The sequence below is a fragment of the Actinoplanes sp. DH11 genome (genome assembly GCF_020873875.1).
In the GTDB taxonomy this organism is placed as follows: Bacteria; Actinomycetota; Actinomycetes; order Mycobacteriales; family Micromonosporaceae; genus Actinoplanes.
The window spans coordinates 110,665-135,715 of record NZ_JAHWGU010000008.1 but is presented as its reverse complement, the minus strand read 5'-3'; the positions used below and the strand labels follow the sequence as shown (position 1 = coordinate 135,715).

Annotated in this window: 19 protein-coding genes; 16 read left to right on the top strand and 3 right to left on the bottom strand. The window is 70.5% G+C overall.

What is annotated here, in order from left to right; translation table 11 throughout:
* Window positions 1-217 precede the first annotated feature (217 nt).
* The 3 genes from LPA41_RS13855 (at window position 218) to LPA41_RS13845 (ending at window position 4,309) form a co-directional block, all read left to right on the top strand.
* Window positions 218-2,170, top strand: coding sequence for a ricin-type beta-trefoil lectin domain protein (locus LPA41_RS13855; RefSeq protein ID WP_229070758.1), 1,953 nt, complete (start codon window positions 218-220; stop codon window positions 2,168-2,170).
* Window positions 2,171-2,296: 126 nt separating this feature from the next.
* Entirely contained in the window at window positions 2,297-3,298 is a 1,002-nt protein-coding gene (locus LPA41_RS13850; RefSeq protein ID WP_229070756.1) for an aliphatic sulfonate ABC transporter substrate-binding protein, read from the top strand.
* Window positions 3,299-3,529: 231 nt separating this feature from the next.
* Complete coding sequence (locus tag LPA41_RS13845) at window positions 3,530-4,309, top strand: DeoR/GlpR family DNA-binding transcription regulator (protein WP_229070754.1); 780 nt, start codon at window positions 3,530-3,532, stop codon at window positions 4,307-4,309.
* A gap of 152 nt (window positions 4,310-4,461) precedes the next feature.
* Here the strand turns inward: LPA41_RS13845 and LPA41_RS13840 are convergent, their stop codons facing one another.
* Window positions 4,462-6,090, bottom strand: coding sequence for a sigma-70 family RNA polymerase sigma factor (locus tag LPA41_RS13840; RefSeq protein WP_229070752.1), 1,629 nt, complete (start codon window positions 6,088-6,090; stop codon window positions 4,462-4,464).
* Between the two features lie 292 nt (window positions 6,091-6,382).
* Between LPA41_RS13840 and LPA41_RS13835 the strand changes: the two genes are divergently transcribed.
* The 6 genes from LPA41_RS13835 to LPA41_RS13810 are packed head-to-tail and all read left to right on the top strand — an operon-like array spanning window position 6,383 to window position 12,091.
* A complete protein-coding gene (locus LPA41_RS13835; protein ID WP_229070750.1) occupies window positions 6,383-7,630 on the top strand; it encodes an extracellular solute-binding protein in 1,248 nt (415 codons plus the stop codon).
* 13 nt (window positions 7,631-7,643) lie between these two features.
* Entirely contained in the window at window positions 7,644-8,600 is a 957-nt protein-coding gene (locus LPA41_RS13830; RefSeq protein WP_229070748.1) for a carbohydrate ABC transporter permease, read from the top strand.
* The gene (locus tag LPA41_RS13825) at window positions 8,597-9,409 is read left to right on the top strand and encodes a carbohydrate ABC transporter permease (RefSeq protein WP_229070746.1); all 813 of its coding nucleotides are present in this window, start codon (window positions 8,597-8,599) and stop codon (window positions 9,407-9,409) included. The genes LPA41_RS13830 and LPA41_RS13825 overlap by 4 nt, the downstream gene beginning before the upstream one ends.
* The gene (locus LPA41_RS13820; protein ID WP_229070744.1) at window positions 9,406-10,380 is read left to right on the top strand and encodes a 1-phosphofructokinase family hexose kinase; all 975 of its coding nucleotides are present in this window, start codon (window positions 9,406-9,408) and stop codon (window positions 10,378-10,380) included. The genes LPA41_RS13825 and LPA41_RS13820 overlap by 4 nt, the downstream gene beginning before the upstream one ends.
* A complete protein-coding gene (locus LPA41_RS13815) occupies window positions 10,359-11,252 on the top strand; it encodes an SIS domain-containing protein (RefSeq protein ID WP_229070742.1) in 894 nt (297 codons plus the stop codon). Before LPA41_RS13820 ends, LPA41_RS13815 begins: the two co-directional genes overlap by 22 nt.
* A complete protein-coding gene (locus LPA41_RS13810) occupies window positions 11,252-12,091 on the top strand; it encodes a class II fructose-bisphosphate aldolase (RefSeq protein ID WP_229070740.1) in 840 nt (279 codons plus the stop codon). Before LPA41_RS13815 ends, LPA41_RS13810 begins: the two co-directional genes overlap by 1 nt.
* Before the next feature lie 93 nt (window positions 12,092-12,184).
* Here LPA41_RS13810 and LPA41_RS13805 read toward each other — a convergent pair whose 3' ends face one another.
* Window positions 12,185-14,593, bottom strand: a complete 2,409-nt coding sequence (locus LPA41_RS13805) for a family 20 glycosylhydrolase (protein ID WP_229070739.1) — start codon at window positions 14,591-14,593, stop codon at window positions 12,185-12,187.
* Window positions 14,594-14,810: 217 nt separating this feature from the next.
* Here LPA41_RS13805 and LPA41_RS13800 point away from each other — a divergent pair, with 217 nt between their 5' ends.
* The 7 genes from LPA41_RS13800 to LPA41_RS13770 all read left to right on the top strand — a co-directional run bounded on the left by LPA41_RS13800 (window position 14,811) and on the right by LPA41_RS13770 (window position 21,987).
* Entirely contained in the window at window positions 14,811-15,626 is an 816-nt protein-coding gene (locus tag LPA41_RS13800) for an ABC transporter permease (RefSeq protein ID WP_229070737.1), read from the top strand.
* Window positions 15,623-16,405: an ABC transporter ATP-binding protein gene (locus tag LPA41_RS13795; protein ID WP_229070735.1), complete on the top strand. Its 783-nt coding sequence runs from the start codon at window positions 15,623-15,625 to the stop codon at window positions 16,403-16,405. Before LPA41_RS13800 ends, LPA41_RS13795 begins: the two co-directional genes overlap by 4 nt.
* The gene (locus tag LPA41_RS13790) at window positions 16,402-17,400 is read left to right on the top strand and encodes an aliphatic sulfonate ABC transporter substrate-binding protein (protein WP_229070733.1); all 999 of its coding nucleotides are present in this window, start codon (window positions 16,402-16,404) and stop codon (window positions 17,398-17,400) included. Before LPA41_RS13795 ends, LPA41_RS13790 begins: the two co-directional genes overlap by 4 nt.
* Before the next feature lie 31 nt (window positions 17,401-17,431).
* Window positions 17,432-18,835 (top strand): sulfatase, encoded by a 1,404-nt coding sequence (locus LPA41_RS13785; protein WP_229070731.1) that lies wholly within the window; start codon window positions 17,432-17,434, stop codon window positions 18,833-18,835.
* Entirely contained in the window at window positions 18,804-19,178 is a 375-nt protein-coding gene (locus tag LPA41_RS13780) for a DUF202 domain-containing protein (protein WP_229070729.1), read from the top strand. Before LPA41_RS13785 ends, LPA41_RS13780 begins: the two co-directional genes overlap by 32 nt.
* Before the next feature lie 57 nt (window positions 19,179-19,235).
* On the top strand, window positions 19,236-19,556 hold the full coding sequence (locus LPA41_RS13775) for a DUF202 domain-containing protein (protein ID WP_229070727.1): 321 nt from the start codon (window positions 19,236-19,238) through the stop codon (window positions 19,554-19,556).
* A gap of 100 nt (window positions 19,557-19,656) precedes the next feature.
* Entirely contained in the window at window positions 19,657-21,987 is a 2,331-nt protein-coding gene (locus LPA41_RS13770) for a beta-galactosidase (protein ID WP_229070725.1), read from the top strand.
* Between the two features lie 228 nt (window positions 21,988-22,215).
* On the opposite strand, the gene LPA41_RS13765 is transcribed toward LPA41_RS13770, so the two are convergent.
* A complete protein-coding gene (locus LPA41_RS13765; protein WP_229070724.1) occupies window positions 22,216-24,969 on the bottom strand; it encodes an alpha-L-fucosidase in 2,754 nt (917 codons plus the stop codon).
* Between the last annotated feature and the right edge of the window lie 82 nt (window positions 24,970-25,051).

Below are 25,051 nucleotides of genomic sequence, written 5' to 3'. Positions count from 1 at the left end.
GGTAGAAGACCCGGCCTGCTCGTGCCCCGACCTTCGTCATCAGCGCCACCCAGTTCGCCGCCTGGTGAGTCAGGGCACGCCCCTGCGTTCCTCGCCCAGCCCATACCGGCTATTGACGACCTTCTGTCTGCTTTCTACAGTGCCTATACATTGGACATCTGACGTCCTATCGCAATCCTCCTGCGGGTCACTCGTCGTACGGCGAATGGAGCATGTGTTGGCACACCATCTTCGACGCCTGACCGTCCTCGCGACAGCAACCGGCCTGGCTGCGGTCGCCCTCGCTGTCCCGGCGTCGCCGGCCGCCGCGGCGACCGGGGCGTTCGTCAGCGGATGGGGCGCCGCACCCGCCCGCACGGTCGCCACGACCGCCGCCAACTTCACCTGCCGGCAGGTGGCCCGCATGACACTGATGGGTTCGGCCGTCCGCATCCGGCTGTCGAACAGCCGCGGCACCGCCCCCGTGACGTTCGGTGCGGTCACCGCCGCGGCGCACCGCGGTGACGGCGCCACGGGAACCGCGGTGCCGGTCCGTTTCGGCGGGCAGGCCGCTGTCACGCTCGCCCCCGGCGCGGAGGTCACCAGCGACACGGTGGCACTGCGTGTGGCGGCCGGTATGGAGGTCGCGGTCAGTGTGTACGTGCCCGGCGCGGTCACCACGATCTCCGAGCACGAGATGGCGGCACCGGGTTACTGTTCCGCCTTCGACGGCAGCGGCGGTGACCGTACCAGGGACACCGCCGTGGTGAGTCTGCCGCAACGCCAGAACGCCGTGTGGTGGCTCAACGGCGTCGACGTGCAGGCGTCGAGTGCGGAGAACGCCGTCGTCACGCTCGGTGATTCGTTGACCGACGGCAACGACGCCTTGGCAGCCGCCTACCAGCGGTACCCCGACCACCTGTCGCGCCGGCTGCAGCGCACCGCGGCCGGCAGCCGGCTGTCGGTGGTCAACATGGGTATCAGCGGCAACACCGTCGTGGCCGCCGGGGCCAGCAGTCCCACCGCGCTCGCCCGCTTCGACACCGACGTGCTGCAACAGCGCCGGGTGGCGCACATGGTGCTGCTGGAAGGCATCAACGACATCTCCCGCAACGCTACCGCCCAGCAGGTGATCGACGGGCTGACGCAACTGGTGGACCGTGCGCACGCGGCAAACGTGTCGGTCATGCTGGCCACCGTGACGCCCCGGCACAAAGGTTGCGGGCAGCCGGACGACGCCTGGGACACCAAGATCGCTGTGATCAACGACTGGATTCGCGCGACGGGCATGGTGGAGGCGACGGTGGATTTCCACGCCGCCGTGCGGAACCCGGCGTCGCCGAACTGCATCCTTCCCGCCTTCGACTCCGGCGACCATCTGCACTTCAACGCGGCCGGTGCGCAGGCGCTCGCGAACGCCGTCGACCTGTCAGCGTTCCACCGCCGAGGCAGCGTCGCCGCGCCGGCGGGCACCTGTCTGGAGGTGCCCGGCGGCACCGCGACCAGTGGCGTACGGGTGCAGTTGGCGGAGTGCACGGACAACGCCCCCCAGGCCTGGACCGAGGTGGCCGACGGCACCGTCCGCGCCTACGGCAGGTGTCTCGACGTCTACGGCAGCGGCACCGCGAGCGGCACGGCGGTGATCCTGTGGGACTGCAACGGCGCCGGCGGCCAGCAGTGGCGGCAGCAGCCTGACGGCACCCTGCGCAATCCTCGTTCGAACATGTGCCTCGACACGGTTGGCGCCGCGGTGTCCACCGGGAGCCGGTTGCAGATCTCCGCCTGCACGGCTGCGGCGAGTCAGCGCTTCCGGCTGCCGGGCACGCCCGGCCCGGCGTTGAGCGGGGTGCTGGCCGGCCCGGCCAACACCTGCGTCGCGCCGGTCGGCACGGTGATCCAGGTGGCGCCGTGCACCGGTCAGCAGTGGTCGCTGAACGCGGACGGGACGATGCGGGCGAACGGCGGCTGCCTCGACGTCACCGCCGGTAGCACCGCCCAAGGTGCGGCCCTCGTGCTGTGGACCTGCACCGGCGGCGCGAACCAGCAGTGGGTGCAGCGCATCGACGGGACGTTGATGAACCCGGCGTCGCAGCGGTGCGTGGACGCGCCGGCCAACGCCACCGCGCCGGGCACCCGGCTGGTCATCTGGGACTGCCACGGCGGCGGGAACCAGCGGTTCCGCATCGCCTGACGACGCGGTGCGCCGCCGCGGGCTCGATGCGCGGCGGCGTGCGCATTATTATTCCGACGGGTTGACAAGATTTGCCGGTCCGCCCAAGATTTCTGTGGCTTTCCCTCCCACAGAAGAGGCCTCCTCATGAGCGTTCTGCCCCGTCGTTCTGTTCTCGCCGGTCTCGCGGGCATCGGCGCCGCGGCTCTTGCCGGCTGCGGTGCGGCGGAGCAGGATGCGCCCGGCGGGACCGGGGTCGCCGAGCGGGTCCGGATCGGCTACATCGCCGACTTCACCGGCGCCAGCCTCATGGCGATCGCCAACGACCAGGATCTGTGGGCGAAGAACGGGCTGCGGCCCGAACTGTCGGTGTTCACCAACGGGCCGTTGCAGGTGCAGGCGCTGGGTGCCGGTGACCTGGACTTCGGCTACGTCGGCCCGGGTGCCATGTGGCTGCCGGCCTCCGGCAAGGCGCGGGTCGTCGCCATCAACTCGCTGGGCTTCGCCGACCGGGTGATCGCCCAGCCGGGCATCGCCGAGGCCGAGGACCTCGCCGGCAAGCGGATCGGCGTGCCGGAGGGTACGTCGGGCGACATGCTGGTCCGGCTGACCCTGCAGGCCGCCGGGCTCACCGAGGACGATGTCGAACGGGTCACCATGGACGCCGCCACGGTCGTCACCGCCTTCAGCTCCGGCAAGATCGACGCGGCCGGCATCTGGTACCCACTGATCGACACGATCAAGAAACGCGTCCCGGACCTGGTGGAGCTGGCCAAGAACGACGACTACTACCCGGCGGTCAGTTTCCCCTCGGCCTACCTCGCGCGCAACGAGGTGGTCACCGGCGAGGCGCCGCTGGTGCGCAAGATGCTGGCCGTGCTGCGCGAGGCCACCGACATCCGCGCGCTCGGTGTCCCGGAGGCGATCGAGGTGACCAGCAGATTCCTGCGTACCGTGTCGGCCGAACAGCTGCGAACGGAGGCGTACAGCGCCCGGTTCCTCACCAGCGCCGAGCTGGCGGCCAAGTCGGCGGACGGTACCGTCAACGGCTGGCTCACCGAGCTCAACGAGCTGTTCCAGCAGATCGGCAAACTGAAGAAGGTCACCGATCCGGCTACCTACTACGACGGTGCCGCGTACGCGGCCTGAAGTTCTTGTGAAGACGGCTGCGGATCTGGACCTGCGACGGATCCCTCGCCCAGCGCTGGCGGCTGCCATTATCCGCGCCGGGGTGATCGGCTGACCAGACGGTGGCGGTGCCGCCGCTGAATCCGTGACCGGGGCGGTGCCCTCATCGCCGCCCCGGCCACGGTGCTGTCCGTACTTTGCACAGCGGATGCAAAGATGGCGCAAACGGCGGCCCGATGACCGGAGTGAAGCGTGAATCAGCACGAGCGGTGGCACCGGCTGCTGGAGATGGTGGCGGACGCCGGGCAGCTCGACATCGAGTCCACCGCTCGTGAGCTGGGGGTGAGCGCGGCGACCGTCCGGCGCGACTTCGACGAACTCGCAGGCCAGCAGCTGGTCACCCGCACCCGCGGTGGCGTGATAGCCACCAGCGTCTCCTACGACCTGCCGTTGCGTTACAAGGTCGCGCGGCAGGCGCCGGAGAAACAGCGCATCGCCGCGGCGGCCGCCGCGATGATCCCGGCCGGGGTCACGGTGGGGCTCAACGGCGGCACCACCACGACCGAGGTGGCCCGGGTACTCGCGCTGCGTACCGACCCGGACGGCTCGCCCACCCCGGTCACGGTGGTCACCAACGCGCTCAACATCGCCAACGAGCTGATCGTGCGCCCGCACATCCGGGTCGTGATGACCGGCGGGACGGCACGCACGCAGTCGTACGAGCTGGTCGGCCGGATCGCCGAGACGATGCTGACCTCGGTGGCGCTGGACCTGGTCGTGCTGGGAGTGGACGCCGTCGACCACCAGCACGGGGCCAGTGCGCACAACGACGACGAGGCGGCGATCAACCACGTCATGGTGACCAGTGCGGCCCGTACGCTCGTGGTGGCCGACTCCTCGAAGATCGGCCGCCGCACCTTCAACCGGATCTGCCTGCCGGGCAGCATCGACACCTTGATCACCGACAAGGCGGCCGATCAGGATCAGGTGCGGCTCATCGAGCAGGCCGGTGTGACGGTGGTCCAGGTCTAGGGTCCAGCACCGGGGCCCTCGTTCACCGCCGATGAACGGCGGGCTCTCTGCCGGATCAGTCGAATGAGGCGTGACCGCGACGTGGTCGTCGCGGTCACGCTCACCCCGACCAGATACTCGAGGCTCGTGGTCAGGCCCTCCATCGGGACGCTTCAGTAATCGATGTTGATGGCGGCGATCTGGCGCGAACCGTTGAAAACGATGGCGGGGCCGGCGAAGCGGGAGCTGGAGTAGGTCAGCGCCGCTTTGTGCCCGGGACTGTTGAACCAGGCCTCGATCATCTGCTCCGGTGTGGAGTTGCCTCCGGAGGCGAACAAGACCTCATGCCCGCAGTGCTCGAACGTCCCCGCGTCCAGGTTCTGTTTCACACAGGACTCCGCAGCGCGCCGCTCCGTCGTGCCCAGCTCCACCACGGGCAGTCCCAGCGCGCTGCGCCGGTCGTTGAGCAGCACCAGCAGACGCTGTTCCGCCGCGGACACGCTGCCGGACGTACTGCTGGCCGTACCGGTTGGCTTGTTCGACGGTTTGGTGGCCGTCGGCGCCTCGGCCGGGGTCGAAGACCTGGTGGCCGTCGGCGTCGTGGTGGGTTTCGGTGTCTTGGTGATGGTCGGTGACGAGGCGGGGGCCGGGCTCTTGGTGCGGGTGGAGTTCGAGTCCGTGGCGGCCGGCGACGCGTCGGGCGTGGACGAGGACGGCGCTGGGAGCCCGGCCGCGCTCGTCTCGGATCCGGATGCCGAGGCGGGTGCGGACGCCACGGATGAGGGCTGCGCTGGTGCCGCACTCGCCGGTTCCGGGCTCGGCCCGGCCGAATATCCGGTGACCACCAGCCCCGCCCCGCCCGCCAGGGCCGCCGCCGCGACGACGCCGACCAGCGACTTGGGCGCCGACAGTGCCGCGACGCGAACCTGCCGCAACACCCCGGTGTTCTTAGCGTGCGCACCCGCCTGGGCACCGGTCCGCCACGTGCCGGCGACGGCATGGACCTGCTGAGTGATCTGAGAGGCTGCATCGACCGGGACCGGAGTAAGTGCCAGACCGGCCAAGAGCCGCTCGGCCGGGACAAGCTCCGACGAGATGCGCGGGCAGTACGCACAGGTGCGGATGTGTCGCACCAGTCGTTTACGCCACACCGGGGCGGGCCGGCCGTCCCAGTCGGAGGCCGCGCCGATCAGGTCGGCGCAGCCAGGCCGGGCGGCAAGGGCCCGTACCACCCACCGCGCCGTGTCCAACTGCGCCTTCATCCGCGCCACGCGGACGGTCACGTGGTGCGGGCTCAGCTGCAGGGCGTCGGCCAGGTCGGCTCGGGACAGGTGACCGGCCTCCGCCAGCCACCACAGCGACAGCAGGTGGCGATGGTCGTCGTCGAGCCAGCGTGTGGCCAGGACGACTTCCCGGCGCTGAGCTGACAGGCCGAGCCGGGTCAGGGTCAGGTCCTCGAAGTCGGAGCCGGCATCGATCAGCGTGTCGATGTCCTCCGACGGCACAGGCATGACCTGCCGGTGTTTCTGGTGGTTGCGGACCTCGTTCATGGTGACGGCAACCAGCCACGACCGGAACCGCCGAGGATCACGAACACCCGCCATGCCACGCACGACCCGCACCATCGTGTTCTGCACGACGTCGTCCACGTCCGCCGACCGGTTCAGCGCCCGGCCCACGATGTTGTACACCAGCGGCAGGTGGTGTGAGACCACCTCGTCCATCGCCGTCTGATTCCCGCGGCGGGCCCTGTCCACCTGCGCTGCCATGTCGATCCTGTCCGGGTATTCCTGATGAGTCACGCTCACAACCTCGCCTTCACGAAACAATTTCGTACACGGTGGAGACTGAGCCGCGCCCGGCGAGGTCACACAAACTTGCAGCGGCGATGCGGTGCGCGCCGCGAGCCTCGTGCCACATCGTGCGATGTGACGTGCGCCGATGCGGTGATGCGCGGGCGCGGCGCCTGTTCAGCGCTCGGTTGCGCACGGGTCGAAGCCTTGACGACGACATACCGGCCTCTTACTGTCATGCAATATCTTGATTGAAACTGACTCGTTCACATCATGATTTCACATGCCGGAAGAGGCTAACATGAAGCGACGTCTGGGCGCGGCACTCGCCGCCGCCGCCGCATCAGCCCTCCTGATCACCGCCTGCGGATCGGCCGACGAGGGGTCCGACGGATCGATCGTCCTGAAGCTGGTCGGTGCCGACTACGGCACCGGCCCCGAGGACAGCACCGCGAAGTACTGGCAGGGCATCGCCGACGCCTTCCATGCGCAGAACCCGTCGATCACCGTCGAGGTCTCGACCATCAACTGGACCGACTACGACACCAAGGTCAAGACTCAGCTGCAGAACAAGGACTACCCGGACATCCTTCAGGGCGTCTTCTATCCCCAGTACGCCACGAACGGTCTGGTGGCGCCGCTAAGCGAGGTGATGTCGAACCCGAGGGCCGGCACGGCCGTCTTCAACGAGGCGTTCAGCGTCAACGGCGTGCAGTACGCCGCGCCGTTCACCACCTCCGCCCGCGCCATGTTCTACAACAAGAAGGCGTTCGCCGACGTCGGCCTCACCCAGCCCCCGGCCACCTGGGCAGAGCTGGAAACCGCGGCACGGGCCTTGAAAGCCAAGGGATACATCGGGTACGCGCTGCCGCTGGGCCCCGAGGAGGCACAGGCCGAGTCCACCCTGTGGATGCTCGGCAACGGCGGCGGCTGGCAGACCGACGGGCAGTACACCATCGACAGCCCGCAGAACGTGCAGACCTTCGGGTTCCTGAAGAACCTGGTCTCCGCCGGCCTGACCCAGCCGAACCCGGCGACCTACGACCGGACCGCGAACGCCTCCGCCGACTTCGCCGCAGGCAAGGTCGGCATGGCGCTGAGCGGACCGTTCCTGACCGCCACGATCGCCTCGGCCGGCAAGCTGGGGAAGTCGGACTTCGCCACCGCCCCGATCCCCGGTCGCACCGCACCGGTCCAGCAGACGCTCGGGGTGGCCGACGCCGTCCAGGCCTTCAAGACCACCGACGCCGCCAAAGGCGAGGCGATCAAGAAGTTCCTCGACTTCGCGCTCGCCGACGAGCACCAGCTCGCCTTCGCCGAGCAGTACGCGCTGCTGCCCGGTACGCAGTCCGCGCTCGACAGCCTAAAAGACGATCCGGTGCTGGGAACCTTCGCGCAGCTGCTGCCGCAGACGGTGCAGTTCCCCAGCGACGAGAAGTGGACGGCCACGGTGCTGCCCGCGGTCAAGAAGAACATCGGCCTGGCCGTGATTGAGGACCCCGCGCGGGTGCTCGGCGACCTGCAGGCCAAGGCCACCGCGGGCCGCTGACATGCAGCCGAATGTGACGCTGGCACCGCCACCACCACCGGTCCCCGCCGAGCCGTGTGCCGGCCGGCGGGGCACCCCTCGACAGCGGGTGTGGGCCGCCTGTCAGCCGCTGGCCTGGATCGGCCCGGCAATCGTGCTGATCTTCAGCGTGGTGCTGGTGCCGGTCGTGCTGATGTTCCGCACCGCCTTCCACGACATCGACGCCGTCGGCTTCGACCGCGGCTTCGTCGGCTGGGCGAACTTCGAGGCGCTGCTGCGCGAGCCCTCCCTGGCGGCGGTCGTCACCCGTACCGCGGTCTGGGTGGTGGTTGTGGTGACCGCCACGATGGTGTGCTCGCTGCTGCTGGCCCAACTGTTCAACCAGCGCTTCCCGGGCCGCCGGGTGGCCCGATGGGCGCTGATCGCGCCGTGGGCGGCCTCGGTCTTCATGACCGCCGTGGTCTTCCGCTGGATGCTGGATCCCCGATCCGGGCTGATCAACATCTTCCTGCACGACATCGGCGTCCTGCCCGAACTCGGCACCGCGCAGGCCGACTGGCTCGGGCGACCCTCCGCCGCGCTGTGGTGGATGATCGGGGTCGCGGTCTTCGTCTCCATCCCGTTCACCACCTACGCCATCCTGGCCGGGCTGCAGGCGATCCCCGCGGACGTGTACGAGGCCGCGGTGCTCGACGGTGCGTCGCCGTGGCGCACCTACCGCTCGATCACCCTGCCGCTGCTGCGCCCGGCACTGCTGGTCGCGGTGCTCATCAACATCATGAACGTGTTCAACAGCTTCCCGATCATCTGGGCCATGACCGCCGGTGGGCCCGGTGACCAGACCGCCACCACCACGATCTTCATGTACCAGCTCAAATCGTCGTCGATCGCCGAGTCGGCGGCCCTGTCAGTGGTCAACTTCGGCATCGTCATCGTGCTCGTCGTGCTGTTCCTCAAGGCCGCGGGCGGCAGATCGCAGGTGCAGTCGTGAGCGCCACCCGCAAGATCGTCCTGGCGGTGCTCGCCTACGGCGTCGCCGCGCTGTTCCTGCTGCCGTACCTGGCGATGGTGGTCGCGGCGGCCCGGCCGGCCGGCGAGCTCAAGGACCCGACGTATCTGCCGTCGCGATTCGACTGGTCGAACTTCGTCACCCTGTGGTCCAGCGGACTCGGCGCCAACCTCGGGATCAGTCTGCAGGTGGCAGCCGGCGCGACCGCGCTGGTGCTGCTGGTGTCCCTGCCGGCGGCGTACTTCACCGCCCGTCGCCGCTTCCGCGGCCGCACCGCCTTCCTGCTGCTCGTGCTGGTCACGCAGATGTTCCAGCCCACCGCGATGCTCGTCGGCATCTATCGCGAGTTCGTGGCCCTGGGGCTGAACAACTCGATCTGGGGACTGATCCTGGTCAACGCCGGGTTCAACCTCGCGTTCGCGACCTGGATCCTCAACGCCTACATCAGCTCCATCCCGGTGGAGCTGGAGGAGGCCGCGACCGTCGACGGTGCCGGCCGGCTCGGCGCGCTGCTGCGGGTCACCCTGCCGCTGGCCTGGCCCGGGGTTGTCACCGCACTCATCTTCACGTTCATCGCCGCCTGGAACGAGTTCGTGGTCGCCCTGATCCTGACCTCCGATCCCGCCAAACAGCCGCTGACCGTGGTACTCGACAGTTACCTCGGCGGCTACCAGATCGACTGGGGGCATCTGTTCGCCGCCTCCGCGGTCGCCACCGTGCCGGTCATCGTGCTGTTCGCGCTGATCGAACGCAAGGTGGTCGGCGGTCTCACCGCCGGCGCGGTCAAATGAGCCCCGGCGAGGTCGTCGCGGTGTCGCTCAACACCGCCCTCGACATCACCTACACCGTTCCCCACCTGATGCCGGACACCTCGCACCGGGTCACCGACGTCGTGACGCGCGCCGGTGGCAAAGGCGTCAACGTGGCCCGGGTGCTGGGCCGGCTCGGCAGCGACGCCGTCGTGCTGGGCCTGATCGGCGACGATGCCACGGGCAGCGACATCACGGCCGAACTGGCGCAGGCCGGCGTGCCGGCCCGGTTCGTGCGGGTGGGCGGACGCACCCGCCGGACCGTGAGCGTCGTGGCGGGGCCGCAGGCCACGGTGCTCAACGAGCCCGGACCGCACGTCACCGCAGCCGAGTGGACGGCTTTTCAGGAGTTGTTCGCCGGTGTGGTGCGCGAGGCCCGGGTGGTGGTGCTGACCGGCAGCCGGCCACCGGGTGTGCCGGTGAGCGCCTACGCCGACCTGGCGGGCATCGCCACCGCGGCCGGCGCCGAGGTGCTCGTGGACACCGAGGGACCGGCGCTGCGACGCGCCCTGGACACAGCGCCGGCGGTGGCGAAGCCCAACGCCGCCGAGGCGGCCGAGCTGATCGAACGCCCGGTGCGCGGGCACGACGACGCGGTCGCGGCAGCGCAGCGCCTCGTCGACCTCGGCGCGAGGGCCGGGGTGGTCTCCTGCGGCGCCGACGGCTTCGTCGCGGTGACTGCCGGAGCCAGCTACCGCGTCCGCGTGCCGCACCCGGTCACCGGCAACCCGACCGGCGCCGGTGACGCACTGGCCGCCGTACTGGCACACGGGCTGGCCCGCCGGGTGCCGTTGCCCGATGTGCTCGCCCGCGCGGCGGCCGTGTCCGCGGCCGCCGTGGCCTGCCCCTGGGCGGGCGGATTCGATCCCGACGTGGCTTCGCGGCTGCTGCCCGAAGTCATCGTGCGAACCACCGAGAGAAAGCAGGACACGTGTACGTCGCCGCCGAGATAGCCTCCCAGCCCGACACCTGGCGGCGTGCCGCACAACTGGCCGCCTCACCGGCGACCGTGCGCGCGCTGCCGCAGCCCGGCGAACGGGTCGCCGTCGTCGGATGCGGCACCTCGTACTTCATCGCGCAGAGCTGCGCGGCCCTGCGCGAGGCCGCCGGGCACGGTGAGACCGACGCCTTCGCCGCTTCGGAGTTCCCGGGCACGCGGCGCTACGACCGGATCGTGGCGATCACCCGCTCGGGCACCACCACCGAGGTGAACCGGCTGTTGCGCGATCTACCCGCCGGCAGTCGCTCGACGGTGGTCACCACCGCCACCGATCGGCCGGTGACCCGGCTCGCCACCGACCGCGTAGTCCTGGACTTCGCCGACGAGCAGTCCGTGGTGCAGACCCGCTTCGCCACCACCGTACTGGCCACCTGGCGGGCCCGCCTGGGCCACGACCTCACCATGGCGATCACCGACGCGCGGGCCCAGACCGGCGCGCCGATCGAGCAACGGCTCGCCGAGCGCGAGCAGTTCACCTTCCTCGGCACCGGCTGGACCGTGGGCCTGGCGAACGAGGCGGCCCTCAAGCTGCGTGAGGCCGCACAGGTCTGGGCCGAGTCGTACCCGGCCATGGAGTTCCGCCACGGGCCGATCAGCGTGGCCGGGCACCGCTCCGTGGTGTGGATCTTCGGGCCGCCGGTACCGGGGCTGCTCGAGGACCTCACCGCGACGGGCGCGCTCGTGGTGCACGCGCCGATCGACCCGATGGCGCACCTGATCGGTGCGCAACGGCTCGCGGTCGAGCTCGCCACCCGCCGCGGCCTGCATCCCGACCGTCCCCGGCTGCTCACCCGCTCCGTCGTGCTGCCCGAGCCGGCTCTCTGATGGCGCTGGTCACCACCGCGCAGCTGATCGCCGCGGCCCGGGCGTGCGGCACCGGTGTGCTCGCCTTCAACGTCATCACCATCGAACACGCCCAGGCGATCGCAGCCGCCGCCGGGCGTACGGGCCGGCCGGCCATCCTGCAGATCAGCCAGAACGCTGCCCGCTACCACGGCGGCCTGTCGGCCATCGCCGCAGCCACCCGCGACATCGCGCAGCGGTGCCCGGCGCGACTGTCACTGCACCTGGATCACGTCGACGACCTCGACCTGCTGCGACAGGCCCCGGCAGCCGGGTTCAGCTCTGTCATGGTCGACGCGTCGAGGCTGCCGTACGCCGCCAACGTGACCACTACCCGCGACGCCACCGCGTGGGCGCACGGGCACGGCCTGTGGGTGGAGGCGGAACTTGGCTACGTCGGCGGCAAACCGGACGCCCCCGCCAACGCACACGCCGCCGGGGTGCGCACCGACCCGCAAGAGGCGGCCCGCTATGTCGCCGAGACCGACGTCGATGCCCTGGCGGTCGCGGTGGGCAGCTCACACGCGATGGCCGAGCGCACCGCGGCACTGGATCTGGATCTCCTCGCCGCGATCCGCGACGCGGTGCCGGTGCCACTGGTGCTGCACGGCTCCTCCGGCGTGCCGCTGGAGCAGATCCGCGCCGCCACCGGCCGCGGCATGACGAAGATCAATGTCGGGACGGCACTCAATGTGGCCTTCACCGATGCGGTGCGCGTCGCGTTGCCCGCGACGGCGGACCCACGCCGGTACCTGGCCGCGGGACGCGAGGCGATGACCGGTGTGGTGAGCCGGCTGCTGGAGCTGCTCGAGGCGCCGTGACCGGCGGCGTCAGCTGTCCGGCAGCCGCGAACCGCGGGAGCGCCCACCGGCCACCGCCGTCACCCGGGCGGGAATGACGGCGGTGGCCGGGCCTCAGGCGGCGGGTCGGACGGTGACTGTGAGGTTGCGGGTCAGCGCGGGCTGTCCGGCAGCGCGCACCGACAGTGTCCCGGTGTACGTGCCCGGTGTGCTGAAGGTCCGAAGCGACGTCACGGTGAACCCGCTGTTGATCCGCATCGCCGGGATGTTCGCCTCCTGGGTCGCGGTGGGTGTCAGCGCCTCGACGCGTCCGTCGCTCCAGGTGACCGTCGTGATGAGGTCGGCGGCCGCGGCGCCGGGTGCGGTAACCGTCCAGGTGGCGCCGGCCGGTGCGCCGGCGGCCACGGTGACCGGTTTGCCGATGACCTGGCGGCGCCAGGTCACGTCGGCGGCCGGGAAGAAGTTGACGCCCTGGACCGTCAACCGGCCGCCGGCCACCGACAGCCGCGTGGTGAAGTCGGCGTAGTCGCGTTGCGCCTGCGGCGTCCAGCCGACCTCGGCGGTGGCGATGAGCCGGGGGTAGCTGTAGTACTGGGCCTGCCCGAGGCGGCGGATGAACTCGCCCCACAGCGCCGACTCGACGCCGAGCACGCTGGTCTCGGCGATGTTGGGGATGAACGTGCCGGGGTTCCAGTTGTAGTGCCGGTCCAGCCCGCACGGGCCGCCGCAGGCCCAGGTGCCGCCCAGCGGCTGGCGCGAGTCCTGCTTCTGCGGCACGTATGTGTGCGGTGCGGGAGAGAGGATAGCCTTGGCGCCGCGGCCGGTGACCGCGTTCGCCACGGCGTTGCGGTCGCCGTTCCAGTACTGCACCACGGCGTTGTTCTGCGGCAGCGTGGTGCCGGCGTACTCGTTCCAGCCGACCACGGTCTTGCCCAGCGAGGCGACCGTGCCGTTGAACGCGTTGACCATGGCGGTGTAGTCGGCGTGGCTGGTCACGTGCGCCTCGTCGCCGCCGATGTGTAGGTACGGCCCGGGCGTCATCGCGGCGATCTGGGTCAGCACCTGGCGGACGAACTCGTAGGTGACCGGGCTCGCGGCGTCCAGCGACGAGTAGCCGACGTTGCCGGTTCCGTTGGCCGGCACGGTCTGCTGCCCGGGTGCCGGCCGGGGCTGGGCGCCGGCGGTGTTGAGCTGCGGGATGGCGTGCAGGGCCGCGTTGGTGTGCCCCGGCATGTCGATCTCCGGCACCACCGTCATCCCGTTGAGGCCGGCGTAGCGCACGATCTCCGCGTAGTCGGCCTTGGTGTAGAAACCGGTCACGCCGAGCTCGGTGCCCATCAGCTGGCCGCTGTCGTTGTAGGTCATCGCGGTACGCCCGCTGATCCCGGTCAGGCGGGTGTAGTCGATGCCGGCCGGGTTGCTCGCCGGGTTGTCCAGGGCGATGCGCCAGCCCTGGTCATCGGTGAGGTGCAGGTGCAGCCGGTTGACCTTGTACTGGGCGGCGGCGTCGATGTAAGCCTTCACCTCGGTGACCGGGTAGAAGCTGCGGGCGACGTCGAGCATCATGCCCCGGTAGGCGAACCGGGGGTAGTCGGTGACGCTCACGGCCGGCACCTGCCAGACCGCGGACGCCACCGTGTCCGACTCCACCCACTGCGGGAACAGCTGGCGCAGCGTCTGCACCCCGTTGAGCGCGCCGGCCGCGGTGTCCGCGCCGATCTGGACCCGGGTGCTGGTCACGGTGAGCCGGTAGCCCTCGGCGGCCTGCCCGGCGGGTCCCTTGCCGGTGCCGACCTCGATGACGATCGGTGCTGCCGCGCTGCTCTGAGTGACGACGGGCAGGGCGTACCCGGTGGACGGGCGCAGGATGCCGGCCAGGTAGGCCGCCGGGGCGCCGGCCCCGGCGCCGGTCGCGACGATGGGGCTGGCAGGGGTGAGGGTGAACGGGGTGCCGCCGTTCTCCACCAGCGACACCGGCTTGGGGATCAGTCCCAGCGACGGCGTGGGTGCCGGGGTGGCGCTGTCCCAGATCTCGAACTCGGCGAGGGAGTAGCCGTAGCTGCCCCACCGCTGGCGTCCCTGCATCCGGACGTGGGTGACCGGCTGGGCCGACTTGACGTCGACGACGTCGCTACGCGGGCAGGTGTCGCGTTGCACGCGGGCCACGTCGGTCCAGGTGGCGCCGTCGGGCGAGGTCTGCAGAACGAAGTCGCGGGCGCAGGCGTTGGGCCAGCTGAGCGTGACGTGGTCGACGTGGGCGGCGGCCGCCAGCTTCACCTGCACCCAGCTGTCGTCCTGGTACTTCGACGACCAGCGGGTGCCGCGGTCGCCGTCGTTGACGCGGGACGCGGCGAACTCGGTGCGATCCAGTTCGACGCTCGAGGCAGTGGCGGTACCGGTGCGGGCCAGGTTGACGGGTGCGGCGGTGGCCGGGGAAGCGCTGCCGGCGAGCGGGGCCAGGACGGTCGTGGCGAGCACGACGGCGGCATACGCCGCCGCGCGGCGTTTACGGGGGACTGGCACGGGACTCCTTCGTCGTCCGTGAGGGGCGGGTAAGCGGAGTGTGGCCGCGCCGTCGAATTACGTCAATGAGCCGGACATAAAAGAGGGCTTTTCTCAGGACGTGGGACATCCTACGATCAGATCCAGCTCTCGGATTTAGTCCGACGGGTTGACAAGATTCACGGTGGCGCCCAAGATTCCTGTGCCCGCCCCCCGAACCTGGCTACGGAGGACCTTCGTGCCGACAGATCTTCGTCCACCGCCGCCGCGTGCGCCCGCGACCACCCGCGCGGCCTCACCACCGCGCCGCGGCCTGCCCCTGCCGGTGTGGAACGTGCTCGCCGTCGTGCTCGGCCTCGCCGTCTGGGCCGGCCTCGCCCGGGCCGGCGTCTCCGGGCTGCCCGGCCCGCAGGAGGTCGCCGTCCGTGCCGGCGAACTCGCCATGGACGGCACCCTGCTCGACGACGGCCTTGCCAGCCTGCGCCGGGTGCTCATCGGCTTCGCCCTCGGCACCGCCCTGGCCGTCCCGGTCGGCTTCCTCATGGGCTGGTACCGCACCGCGCGCGGCCTCATCGAGCCCTACGTGCAGTTCTTCCGCACCATCCCGCCACTGGCCGTCATCCCGCTGGCCATCCTGCTGATGGGCATCGGCGAGACCCCGAAGATCTTCGTCATCTTCCTGGCCGCGTTCCTGTCCTGCGTCGTGTCGACCTTCCAGGGCGTGGTGAGCGTCGACAAGACCACCATCAACGCGGCCCGGGTCCTCGGTGCCGGCGACGCGGTCGTGTTCCGCCGGATCATCGTCCCGGCCTCCACCCCGTTCATCCTGGTCGGCATGCGCGTCGGCCTGGGCGCGGCCTGGGCCACCCTGGTCGCCGCCGAGCTGATCGCCGCGCAGGAAGGCCTCGGCTACCGGATGCAGCAGGCCCAGATCTACTACGACCTGCCCAGCATCTTCGTCGGACTGATCACCATCGGCGTGCTCGGCCTGATCATGGACCGGCTCCTGCTCGCCGCCGAGAAGCGCCTCACCGGATGGCAGGAACGCCGATGACCGAGAAGATCTCCTTCCGCTCCACAAGCCGCACCTTCGACGTCGGCGGCAAACCCTTCCACGCCCTGCAGAGCGTCGACCTCGACATCGCCGACCGCGAGTTCGTCACCGTGGTCGGGCCCTCCGGATGTGGCAAGTCCACGCTGATGAACATCGCCGCCGGGCTCATCGAGCCGACCGGCGGGGAGGTGCTCGTCGACTCCCGGCCCGTGCACGGGCCCAGCCCCGAGCGCGGCGTCATCTTCCAGCAGTACGCGCTGTTCCCCTGGCTGACCGTCCGGGAGAACGTCGAGTTCGGCCTGCGCATCGCCAAGGTCGGCCGCACCGAACGCCGGCGGCGCGCCCAGCACTTCATCGACCTGGTCGGGCTCACCGACTTCGCCGACGTGCTGCCCCGGATGCTGTCCGGCGGCATGAAGCAGCGCTGCGCCATCGCTCGCGCCTACGCGGTGGACCCGCAGGTACTGCTCATGGACGAGCCGTTCGGCGCCCTCGACGCGCTCACCCGCGTGCAGATGCAGGACCAGCTGCTCGCCACCTGGGGCACCGAGCAGCGCACCGTCATGTTCATCACCCACGACGTCGACGAGGCCGTCTACCTGGCCAACCGGGTCGTCGTGATGGCCGCGCGCCCCGGTCGGGTGCAGGAGGTCATCGACGTCGACCTGCCGTACCCGCGCACCGAAGCCGTCCGGCTGTCCCCGGAGTTCACCCGGATCCGCAACCGGGTCTGGCGCGCCGTCTACCACCAGCCCGTACAGGAAGGCCTTTCCCGATGAGCCCGCTGTCCCGTCGTTCCGTCCTGGCCGGCCTCGCCGGCATCGGCGCCGCCGCCGCCCTGGCCGCCTGCGGTGAGGAGGACGCCGGATCCGGCGACTCCGGCACCGAGCCGGTACGCCTCGGCTACATCGCCGACTTCACCGGCGCCAGCCTGATGGCGATCGCCGAGGACAAGGGCCTGTGGGCCGAGCACGGCCTCAAGCCCGAACTCAAAGTGTTCACCAACGGGCCGCTGCAGGTACAGGCGCTGGGCGCCGGCGACCTCGACTTCGGCTACGTCGGCCCGGGCGCCATGTGGCTGCCGGCCTCCGGCAAGGCGCGGGTCATCGCCATCAACTCCCTCGGCTTCGCCGACCGGGTCATCGCGCAACCGGGCATCACGTCGCTGGCCGCGCTCAAGGGCAAGAAGGTCGGCGTGCCGGAGGGCACCTCGGGCGACATGATCGTGCGGCTGGCGCTGCAGCAGGCCGGGATGACCATGGACGACATCGAGAAGGTCACCATGGACGCGAGTACGGTGGTGACCGCGTTCGGGTCCGGGCAGATCGACGCGGCCGGCATCTGGTACCCGCTGATCGGCACCATCAAGAAGCGCGTGCCGCAGCTGACCGAACTGGCCAAGAACGAGGACTTCTACCCGAAGGTGAGCTTCCCGTCGGCGTACGTGGGCCGCACCGAGGTGGTCACCGGCAAGCCTGAGCTGGTCGGCAAGGTGCTCGCCGTCCTCAAGGCCGCCAACGACCAGCGGGCCACCGACCTGGACAACGCGGTCGAGGTCACCACCAAGTTCCTGAAATCCGCGCCGGCCGACCAGCTGCGCGCCGAGGCGGACAATGCCCGCTTCCTGCCCTCGGCCGAGCTGGCCGCCAAGTCCGGCGACGGCACCGTGAACGGCTGGCTCACCGGTCTCAACGGCCTGTTCAAGGACCTCGGCAAGCTGCCCGGCGTCGTCGACCCGGCCACCTACTACGACGCGGCCGCGTACGCCGCCTGACGTTCCGCAGCTCCGGCAAGAAAGGAAGGCCGTGCGGCCCAACATCGTCTTCATCATGGCCGACGACCACGCCGCCCACGCGGTCGGCGCCTACGGCAGCAAGATCAACGAGACACCGCACATCGACCGCATCGCGGACGGTGGCGCGCTGCTGGACAACTGCTTCTGCACCAACTCGCTGTGCGCGCCCAGCCGGGCGACGATCCTCACCGGCACCTACAACCACGTCAACGGCGTGCAGACGCTCTCGACCGAGTTCGACAACCGGCAGCTTGTCTTCCCCGAGCTGCTGCGCCGGGCCGGTTACCAGACCGCCCTGGTCGGCAAGTGGCACCTGGGACACGGTCCCGAGCACGATCCGCGCGGCTTCGACTACTGGGAAGTCGTGCCCGGCCAGGGCCGCTACCGCGACCCGGTCTTCATCGGCATGGACGGTGTCGAGCGGGTCCGGGAGGGCTACTGCACGAACATCATCACCGACCTGGCCGTGGACTGGCTGGACCGCCGTGACCAGGAGCGTCCGTTCTGCCTGCTGGTGCACCACAAGGCCCCGCACCGCAACTGGGAGCCCGACGACAAGCACCGGGACATGTACGTCGACGACGTGTTCGTCCCGGCCACCTTCGACGACGACCACACCGGGCACGCCGCGGCCGCCCGCGCTGCCCGGATGCGTATCGACCGGGACCTGACCGCCGACGACATCAAGGAGATGCTGCCGCCGGGCCTGGACCCGGACGAGGCGGCGCTGTGGAAGTACCAGCGCTACATCAAGGACTACCTGCGCTGCGTGGCGAGCGTCGACGACAACGTCGGCCGGCTGCTGGACTACCTCGACGAGCACGGCCTGACCGACGACACGATCGTCGTCTACACCTCGGACCAGGGCTTCTTCCTCGGCGACCACGGCTGGTACGACAAGCGTTTCATGTACGAGGAATCGCTGCGCATGCCGTTCCTCATCCGCTACCCGGCGGAGATCCCGGCCGGGCTGACCAGCAACGCGCTGGCCATGAACGTCGACTTCGCCCAGACCTTCCTGGACTACGCCGGGGTGCCGGCCGACCCGCGGATGCAGGGCCGCTCGCTGCGGGAACTGCTGCGCGGTGAGCAGATCACGGACTGGCGCCGGTCGGTGTACTACCGCTACTGGGAACACGACGACGACGAGCACCACGTGTGGGCGCACTACGGGGTACGCACGCACGACCACAAGCTCGTCTTCTACTACGCCGACGGGCTCGGTCTGCCCGGCACGTCGGCCACGCCGCAGGAGCCGGAATGGGAGCTGTTCGACCTGCGGGCGGATCCGTGGGAGATGCGCAGCGTCTACGACGATCCGGCGTACGCCTCCGTCCGCGAGCAGCTCACCCGGGAGCTCGCCCGGGTGCAGGAGGAGTGCGGTGACGTCGCCTGGACCCCCGCCGGGCGGTGAGGACCGCCGCTGGCCGCGCCGGGTCTACCAGGTGGGCACCGAACCGGATCCCCGGTTCACCCTCGCCAACGAGCGCACCTTCCTCGCCTGGCTGCGAACGGCGCTCGGACTCATGGTCGCGGCCGTGGCGGTCAAGGCTTTCGGTGCCGAGCAGGCGCGCTGGGGCGCCGGGGTACTGGCGGTGCTGGCCGTCGTGGTGGCCGTCGAGGCCTTCCCGCGGTGGGGCCGCAACGAACGGGCCCTGCGGCTGCGGTCCCCGCTGCCGTCGACGCCGGTCGTGGCGCTCTCGGCGGTGGTGGTGATCGTGGCCGGTACGGCCCTCGGGGCGGCGGTGTTGCTGTGAGGACACCCGGGGCGGCGGTGTTGCTGTGCTGACGCCTGGGGTGGCGGTGGTGCTTCGATGACGCCGCTCGAACCGGGCGACCCCGGCGCGCAGGCCGAGCGCACGCTGCTCGCGTGGTCGCGGACCGCCCTGGCCGCGGCCGCGACGCTGCTGGTTGTGGGGCGCGAACTGCTGGCGCAGCACCGGATCGCCGCCGCGTGCGTGCTGGCCTGCGCCCCGATCGCCGGCGTGGTCGCCGTCCTGGCCCGCCGGCGGTACCGCGCCGTCCGGGTGCCCGAGGTTCTCGGGTGCCCGGGCGGCGCCGGTCTGCTCGCCGTCGGCAGTGTCCTCGTGCTGGCCGGTGGGGTAGCTGTGGCCGGATACGTCCTCATTACCTGAAAATATATGCAATATTGAGTGGCCATATTTACAACTTTGATCAGAGCCTGGCAGCATCGGTGGCAACGCATCGAGCGATGTGAACCTCCTGGGAGAGCCCATGCATCGACGCACCCTGCTCACTGTCAGCGCGCTCAGCCCGTTCGCCGCGATGATGGCCTCGGGCGGACCCGCCCACGCCGCCGCGCCGCAGAACTTCTCCTTCGCCGCGGACGGCAGCGCCTTCCTCCTCGACGGCCGGCCGTTCCAGATCCGCAGCGGCGAGATGCACCCCTCCCGCATCCCCGTGCAGCACTGGCGGCACCGGATCCAGATGGCCAAGGCCATGGGCCTGAACACCATCGGCATCTACGTGATGTGGAACGACGTCGAGCCACGCGAGGGCGTCTTCGACTTCACCACCGACCGCCGCAACATTGCCGGCTTCATCCGGCTGTGCCAGGAAGAGGGCATGTACGTGCTGCTACGGCCCGGCCCGTACGTGTGCGCCGAATGGGATGCCGGTGGCATCCCGGCGTACCTGTTGCGCCACCCGGGCGTGAAGCTGCGGGTCCGAGCCGCGGCCGACCCGCACTACATGGCCGCGGCCACCCGCTACACCAACGCCCTGGCCGCGCAGGTCCGGTCGCTGATGGTCTACAACGGCGGGCCGATCCTGATGGTTCAGGTGGAGAACGAGTACGGCTTTTTCGGCAACGACAGCGTCTACCTCGAGGAACTGCGGCAGCTGTGGCTGCGCGCCGGCATCAACGGGCCGTTCTACACCCAGGACCCCCTCGCCCAGGTGCAGGCCAACCGCTCGGTCGTCACCGGCGGGGCGATCGGGCTCAGCCGAGGCGACGCGGCCGCCATCGCGGCATCACGGCAGTCGTTCCCGGCGGTGCCGGCCTTTTCCGGTGAGCTGTACCCGGGGTGGCTGACGCACTGGGGCGACACCACCTTCGCCGGATCGGCCACCGACATCTCCGCCGAACTGCGCGGGCTGATGGCCGGCGGGCTGTCGTTCAACTTCTACATGCTGCACGGCGGCACCAATTTCGGTTACTTCGCCGGAGCCAACGCCAATGACGACGGCAGCGGCTACCAGGCCGACATCACCAGCTACGACTATGGCGCGCCGATCACCGAACAGGGCCGGCCGGGACGCATGTACCAGGCGTACCGCCAGATCATCTCCACCGCGCTCGGCACCACCCCACCGGCCGTGCCCGCCCCCGTCGCGACCATCGTGCGCACCGGCAGCCAGGCGGTCACCCCCACACCGTTCGCGTCGATCTGGGACAACCTGCCCGCCGCGCTGCCGGCCGCGCAGACGGTCAACCCCCAACCCATGGAGATGTACGGGCAGAGTTTCGGCTTCATCCTCTACCGGCGCACCCTGCCCGGTTACGCCCGTGCCAACCTCACCGTCAACGCCGTCCGTGACTACGCCACCGTGTTCCTCGACGGCGTCTACCAGGGCGGCATCTCCCGGCAGGCCGTGACGTCCGCCTACACCGGGCCGCTGGGCATCGTGTCCGGCACCGCAGCGCTGCCCCTGCAGGCCTCCGCCACCGCCAATCCCACCCTCGACATCCTGGTCGAGGGGATGGGTCGCAACAACTTCGGCCGGTACGTGGTCGACCGCAAAGGCATCACCACCTCGGTGTCGCTGGGCGGCACGGCACTGACCGGCTGGCAGACGTTCTCGCTGCCGGTCGACGAGGCGTACGTCGCCGGCCTGCGCCCGGTGCTGAGCAACCCGTCGCGTCCCGGCATCTTCTTCAAAGCCACCGTCACCCTCACCGAGACCGGCGACACCTACCTCGACATGTCACGCTGGACCAAGGGCGTGGTCTGGGTCAACGGCCGTAACCTGGGCCGCTACTGGAAGATCGGCCCCCAGCACCGGCTCTACTGCCCGGCGCCGTGGCTGCGCACCGGCGCCAACGAGATCGTCGTGTTCGACCTGCACCAGACCCAGGCCCAGCCGATCACCTTCGAGGACTCGCTGAGCGGGCAGGCCGGCGCGCTCACCTACACCCTGACGAACCGGCGCAGCGGCAAGGCCCTCGACGTGCCCGCACTGTCCCGCGAACCCGGCGTGCAACTCGTGCAATGGGCCGGCAACGGCGGCACCAACCAGAAATGGCTGATGGCCGGCGCGGCCGGCGGCGTCACCACGATCACCAACGTCAACTCGGCGCTGCTGGCCGACGTCGAGGGCAACGTGAGCACCGACGGCGCCCGGATCATCCAGTGGGCGGGCAACGGCGGGACGAACCAGCAGTGGCGGGTGGTCACGGTCACCGGCGAGTACGTGAAGCTGGTCAACGTCTCCACCGGCAGGGTGCTCGGCGTGGCCGGCGACGTCACCCGCGACGGTGCGCCGGTGGTCCAGCAAAGCGACACCGGCGACCTCGGCCAGCAGTGGCGGCTCAGCCGCGCCTGAACCGCCGCGCCGGTGCACCCGGCGCGGTGACGCCGGTGGCCTTGCCGGGGGGCGGTTCGCGCCCGGCAAGGCCACCGGCCGGTATTAGGGGAGGATGCTGCCGGGAGGTATGGCTGGTAAGGCGGGCCGGACGGGTGGAGGGCGAAGGTGCGGCCGGGGGCCGCGACCGCACAGCGGACCCTGGCGCGACACCGGGGAAGATCAGGCCGGAGTTCTGGTGCGGACGGGTCAGCAGGACGCCGGGTTGGCGGCGGTGTCCGTGGCGTACGCGGTGAGCGTGGCCACCTGCGGGATGCCGCGGGCGGCGGTGACCCGCAGCCGTAGCCGGTCGCTGGTGACCGCTGCGGACAGCGGCAGGATCCGCTTGTGGCCCACCGAGCCGGCGCTGGCGACCTGCCGCCAGGCGCCGCCCACCCAGGCGTCAACGGCGAAGGCCTCGATGCGCTGACCGTTGCCGATCGACTCCTGCACCAGCACCCGGTCGAAGGTGCGGGCCCGGCAGGCGGTCAGCTCGACCGCACCGGCGGCGGCGCCGCCCGCCGGTGACCAGAACGTGCCCAGCGCCGCGTCGGTCAGCGCGGCGGCGGTGCCGGTGGCGCCGGTGCGGGCGAACAGCTCGGTGCCGTAACGGCCGCGGACGGTGGCGCCGAACGCGTCGAGCGCGGCGACGTCCGGGGTGTCGAGCACGCCGGCCTGGTTGGGTGGCACGTTGAGCAGCAGGTTGGCGTTGCGCCCGACCGCGTTCTCGTAGAGCCGGACCAGGGCGTCGGACTGCTTCACCGAGCCGTTCTGCGCGGACTTCCAGAACCAGCCGGGCCGGATCGACACGTCGGCCTCGGCCGGGTACCAGGACAGGTAGGTGATCCTGCCTAGGTTGCGCCCGATCAGCGCGGCCGAGCCCAGGTCACTTGACTGGGCCCCGCTGAGCAGGTCGTCATCGCGGTTGAGGGCGGCCGGGTCGATGCCGGTGAACGGCAGCGCGCTCCACTCGTCGGCGCGGAAGGCGCCCGACTCCGAGCCGATCCAGCGCACGTCCGGGCCGTTGATCGCGATGTTGGCGGCCGGCTGCAGCGCCTTGATCAGCCGGTACCAGTCGCCGGTCTGGTAGTTCTGCGGGTACGCGGTGTACGGGTTCGCGCCGTCGAACCAGACCTCGGTCATCGGGCCGTACTCGGTGAGCAGCTCGTAGAGCTGGTTGAGGAAATAGGCGTTGTAGTCGTCGGCCTGGTAGGTGTAGCTGCGCGCCGGGGTGCGGGTGTCACCGGTGACAAGCGTCGGGATGGTCACCGCGCGCCGGGCGCTGCCGTTGCCGAACCGGTCGCCGCCGCGTCGGCCCGGGATCTCCGCGCCGTCGGCGGGGGAGAGGTAGAAGCCCACACCCAGCCCGGCGGCGCGCGCGGCGTCGACGGTGGCCCGCACGATGTCGCTCTGTGCGGTCCGGCCCCACCACGGGCTGGACCGCACCGAGTGGGTGCTGTACCGCGACGGGTACAGCAGGAACCCGTCGTGGTGCTTGACGGTGAGGATGACCTGTTTGAAGCCGTTGCGCTTGAGCACCGCCATCCACTGCGCCGGGTTGACGGTCGCCGGGTCGAACCGGGCCGGGTCCTCGTCGCCGCTGCCCCATTCGACGCCGGTGAACGTGTTCATGCCGTAGTGCAGGAACGCGGTCAGCTCCTGCCGCTGCCAGTCGAGCTGCCCCGGGTTCGGCACGACTTGGCCGGCCTTCTGCCGGATCCGGTCGACGGTGTCGCAGGGGTCGACGAGGATCACGTTGGCCGGGATCACCGGGCCACTGGTGCCGGGGTTGTCCCCGCAGCCGGCCGGGGGTGGGGTGGTGGTGCCACCGCACGCCGGCGCGTCGAGCTGGAAGTCGGCGGGCCCGGCCGCGCTGCGCATCGTCGCCAGGGCGACCGCGTCCAGGGTGCCGTGCCAGCCACGGTTTGTCGTGCCCGCGTCGTTGCCGAACGTCAGCAGGCCTTGGGCGGCGTTGGCCGCGGCCACCGGGGTGGTGACAGTGGTGCCGACGCGGCAGCCGTTCACGTACGCCTCGAGGCGTGCCGAGGTGTCGCTGAGGTACTCGTAGGCCAGCGCCACGTGAGTGTTCTGGGTGTCCGACAGGTTCGGCTCGCTCTGCCGGGTGTCGTAGTAGGGGGCGTCCGGGCCGTACATGCCGAACTGGGTGGTGGTCTGTGAGCCGCTGGCGTACCGGTAGTAGGCGCCGCCGGCGAGGCTGAGCAGCGTGTCGAAGGCCATCGTGGCTCCGGCCTGCCGGCGCACGACCGCCTCGGCCAGGACGCTCCGGTTCACATGCTTGGCACTGGTCAGCGCGATGCGCGGGGCGAAGCCGATCCCGGTGGTGCCGCCGGTGAGGGTGACCGCGGAGCCCTCGGCCGTCTCGCTGCCGGCCAGCCGGGTCAGCCGGCCGTCGACCAGCTCGCCGGGGGCCGGGGTGTAGCCGCTGGTGGTGGTGAATGAGCCGCCGAACCCGACGTTGAGCAGCGGCTGGTATTCGGCCGCACCGATGCGCCACTGCTGGTTTCCGGCGGTGCCGCACGACCACAGGATGAGGTGGGTGTTGTTGGCGGTGCCGCCGCCGGTGGCGTCGAGGCAGGTGCCGGTGCCCTGGTTGCGCAGGGTGCGTGCGGTGGTGTCGTAGGTCCAGCGCTGGTTGGTGGCGGTGCCGCAGGTGGCGATGGTGGCGGCGCCGCCGGTGGCGGTCAGGCACTTGCCGCGGTTGCGGATCGTGGTGTCGGCCAGCCGGGTCCAGACCTGATTGACCTGGCCGGAGCAGTCCCACAGGACCAGGCCGATGCCGTCAGTGGTGGAGGCGCCGGGGACGTCGACGCAGCGACCGCTACCCAGCCCGGTGATGGCGCCGTTGAACGCGGCGGGTTCGGCGTCGGCCGGTGCGGAGGGAGCGGTGACGCTCAGCGAGGCGGCGATCAGGGACAGCACGGCGGCGCGTGCCAGTGATCTCACGGATATTCCTTCCCGGGGATGCATAGGGACCCTTCTATGCATCCGGAGTTAACATGGGATGTTTTTTATTGTCAATGCCTCG

Coding starts and splice junctions, on each gene's coding strand:
- LPA41_RS13795 (WP_229070735.1), top strand. CDS start 15,623: ATGACCGAGAAGATCTCCTTCCGCTCCACAAGCCGCACCTTCGACGTC.
- LPA41_RS13835 (WP_229070750.1), top strand. CDS start 6,383: ATGAAGCGACGTCTGGGCGCGGCACTCGCCGCCGCCGCCGCATCAGCC.
- LPA41_RS13775 (WP_229070727.1), top strand. CDS start 19,236: ATGACGCCGCTCGAACCGGGCGACCCCGGCGCGCAGGCCGAGCGCACG.
- LPA41_RS13850 (WP_229070756.1), top strand. CDS start 2,297: ATGAGCGTTCTGCCCCGTCGTTCTGTTCTCGCCGGTCTCGCGGGCATC.
- LPA41_RS13770 (WP_229070725.1), top strand. CDS start 19,657: ATGCATCGACGCACCCTGCTCACTGTCAGCGCGCTCAGCCCGTTCGCC.
- LPA41_RS13820 (WP_229070744.1), top strand. CDS start 9,406: ATGAGCCCCGGCGAGGTCGTCGCGGTGTCGCTCAACACCGCCCTCGAC.
- LPA41_RS13790 (WP_229070733.1), top strand. CDS start 16,402: ATGAGCCCGCTGTCCCGTCGTTCCGTCCTGGCCGGCCTCGCCGGCATC.
- LPA41_RS13810 (WP_229070740.1), top strand. CDS start 11,252: ATGGCGCTGGTCACCACCGCGCAGCTGATCGCCGCGGCCCGGGCGTGC.